Source organism: Aquisalimonas sp. (genome assembly GCF_007120195.1).
Classification (GTDB): Bacteria; Pseudomonadota; Gammaproteobacteria; order Nitrococcales; family Aquisalimonadaceae; genus Aquisalimonas.
In genome coordinates this window covers 1-2832 of record NZ_SKOG01000065.1, presented here as the reverse complement: position 1 = coordinate 2832, position 2832 = coordinate 1, and the positions used below count along the sequence as shown (strand labels likewise).

Genomic DNA, 2832 nt, shown 5'->3' with positions numbered 1-2832 from the left:
GGTGACCTTCGACGGGCTGGACTGGCGCACGCTGGTGTCGCGGCGGGCGGCGTATATCGAGCGTCTGAACGGGGTCTACGCGCGCAACCTGGACAAAGACGGGGTCGCCCATGTCCAGGGACACGCCCGGTTCCTCAATAGCGCGACCGTGGAGGTGGACGGGGAGCGTTACACGGCGGATCACTTCGTTATCGCCACCGGGGGCCGGCCGACCTGCCCGAGTGTGCCGGGAGTCGAGCTCGGTATTGATTCCGATGGCTTTTTCGCCCTGCGGGAGCAGCCGCGGCGCGCCGCGGTGGTCGGGGCGGGCTATATTGCTGTGGAGCTGGCTGGCGTTCTGGCCGGGCTGGGTACGCAGACCAGCCTGCTGGTTCGCCGCCACGCACCGCTGCGCGAGTTCGACGGCATCATCCAGGAGGGGTTGCAGGAAGCGCTTCCCGGGCATGGTGTGAGTCTGGTCACGGAGTTCACGCCGGCTGCGTTGGAACGGGCCGCGGATGGCACGCTCACGCTGCACGCCGTGGATGGACGCACCGTGGAGGGTCTGGATACGGTGCTCTGGGCTGTGGGCCGCCGCGCCAATACCGACGGGCTGGGGCTGGAGGCCGCCGGCGTGGAGACGGATGGTGCCGGGCAGGTTCCGGTCAATGAGTGGCAGGAGACCAATGTCGACGGCATCTATTCCCTGGGCGATGTCACCGGGCGGATTCCCTTGACCCCGGTGGCCATTGCCACGGGACGGCGCCTGGGTGATCGCCTCTTCGGCGGACAGCCCCAGCGCCGCATGGATTACCGCGACGTGCCGACCGTGGTGTTCGCGCATCCCCCCATCGGGACTGTGGGGCTCACGGAGGCGCAGGCGAGGGACGAGCACGGCGATGCCGTGACCTGCTTCAGCACGAGCTTCGTCGCCATGGACTTTGCGCTATCGGATCACAAGCCACGCACGCGCATGAAACTGGTGACGGTCGGCAGCGAGCAGAATATCGTCGGTTGCCACGTCATCGGGGTTGGCGCCGACGAGATGCTTCAGGGGTTTGCGGTGGCTGTACGCATGGGGGCGACCAAGCGGGATTTCGACGAGACCGTGGCCATTCATCCCACCAGCGCGGAAGAAATGGTGACCATGCGTTGAGCGGGCTGAGTTTCGGATGCATTGGTTAGAGAGAGAAAGGACATGATCCGCACTTTCGAATCGTATCGACCGCAGATCGCCGACAGCGCTTGGGTGGATGCGACCGCCTTGGTTATCGGTGAGGTGGAACTGGCCGAGGATGTCTCCGTGTGGCCCATGACCGTGGTGCGCGGGGATGTGCACTACATTCGGGTGGGCCCGCGGACCAATATCCAGGACGGCTCGGTGGTGCATGTCGCCCACGCCGGCGATTACAGCCCTGGCTACCCGACCATCATCGGCGCCGATGTCACCATCGGGCACAAGGCCATCGTCCATGCGTGCACGGTGGAGGATGCCTGCCTGATCGGCATGGCCGCCACCATTATGGACGGCGCCGTGCTGGGCGCGGAGAGTATTCTCGCCGCGGGCGCCCTGGTGCCGCCGGGCAAGACGTTGCCCGGTGGGCATCTGTACGTCGGCAGCCCGGCTCAGGCCGTGCGGGAGATTACCGATAGTGAACGGGAGTTTTTACGTTACTCGGCGCGGTACTACGTGACGGTGAAGAATCGGCACCGTCGGGCAGCGCTTGGTTAAGCGGGTGGCGCACAGGGGTAGGTAACGCGGCATGCACCGGCTGCCGCCACCCATGAGGATGGGGCGTCACCGGCGTCCCAGGATCAGCCCGCCAAGAAACAAAATGATGAACAGCACGAAGATCACCTGGGCAATCCAGGCGGCGGTGCCGGCGATGCCGGAGAATCCGAGTGCCGCGGCGATCATCGCCACCACGAGAAATATCAGGGTCCAGGACAGCATCGGGTGGCCTCCCTGTCTTCGGCGGTGGCGCGCAGCCACGATAGACTGCTGACACAATAGCCCCCGGGTCAGATGTGTCAATCGGCGGGACTCCAATCAGCAATGAAACGGGAGGTATGTTGGCGCGCGCACGGATGGAAATCGCGGGCACGTCCATCGCCCCCGGCAGCCGGGCCACAGTCGAGCTGCCCGCAGGTCAACTCTACACCCATACCCCGGTCAACATTCCCGTGCAGGTTGTCCACGGGCGCCGCGAGGGACCCTGCCTTGTGGTGACGGCCGCCGTGCATGGTGACGAGATCAACGGCGCCGAGGTCATTCGTCGGCTGCTGCGCCAGCAGATGCTCAGCCGGATGTCGGGCACACTGATCGCCGTCCCGGTGGTGAATGTGCTGGCGTTCATCGCCCGATCCCGCTACCTGCCGGATCGCCGAGACCTCAATCGCAGCTTTCCGGGCAGTGAATCCGGATCCATGGCATCCCGGCTGGCGTACCTGTTTCGCACTGAAGTGCTGTCTCGGGCCAGCCACGCCATCGACCTGCACACGGCGGCCATTCACCGGGACAACCTGCCCCAGGTCCGCGCCGACCTGGAGCACCCCGAAGACGCGGCCCTGGCCCGAGCGTTTGGCCTGCCCGTGGTCATCCACTCAGCCCTGATTGAGGGAAGCCTGCGCAGCGCCGCCCGGGAGGTGGGTGTGCCGGTGGTGACCTACGAGGGCGGTGAGGCCTTGCGGTTCGACGAAACGGCTATTCGGGCCGGCCTTCAGGGTGTGGTGCGCGTCATGCGGCATTTGCACATGCTGCCGGCCTCGCGCAGCCGGCGCCCGACGCCGGAGCCGCAGTACATCGCCGATTCCAGTAGCTGGCTGCGGGCCGGGCAGGATGGTTTGTTCCGT

The 2832-nt window shown here is 66.0% G+C and carries 4 protein-coding genes; 3 read left to right on the top strand and 1 reads right to left on the bottom strand.

Going from position 1 to position 2832, the window contains the following annotated elements:
* Both gorA and QZT63_RS05240 read left to right on the top strand, forming a co-directional pair.
* A partial coding sequence (gene gorA / locus QZT63_RS05245; protein ID WP_290649197.1) for a glutathione-disulfide reductase occupies positions 1–1135 on the top strand: 1135 nt, incomplete at its 5' end.
* 42 nt (positions 1136–1177) lie between these two features.
* Positions 1178–1711 carry a gamma carbonic anhydrase family protein gene (locus QZT63_RS05240; protein ID WP_290649195.1) on the top strand — a complete coding sequence of 178 codons (534 nt, stop codon included), beginning with the start codon at positions 1178–1180 and terminating at the stop codon, positions 1709–1711.
* 66 nt (positions 1712–1777) lie between these two features.
* Here the strand turns inward: QZT63_RS05240 and QZT63_RS05235 are convergent, their stop codons facing one another.
* A complete protein-coding gene (locus QZT63_RS05235) occupies positions 1778–1933 on the bottom strand; it encodes a DUF1328 domain-containing protein (RefSeq protein WP_290649194.1) in 156 nt (51 codons plus the stop codon).
* Between the two features lie 116 nt (positions 1934–2049).
* Between QZT63_RS05235 and QZT63_RS05230 the strand changes: the two genes are divergently transcribed.
* On the top strand, positions 2050–2832 hold a 783-nt coding region (locus QZT63_RS05230; RefSeq protein WP_290649192.1), incomplete at its 3' end, for a succinylglutamate desuccinylase/aspartoacylase family protein.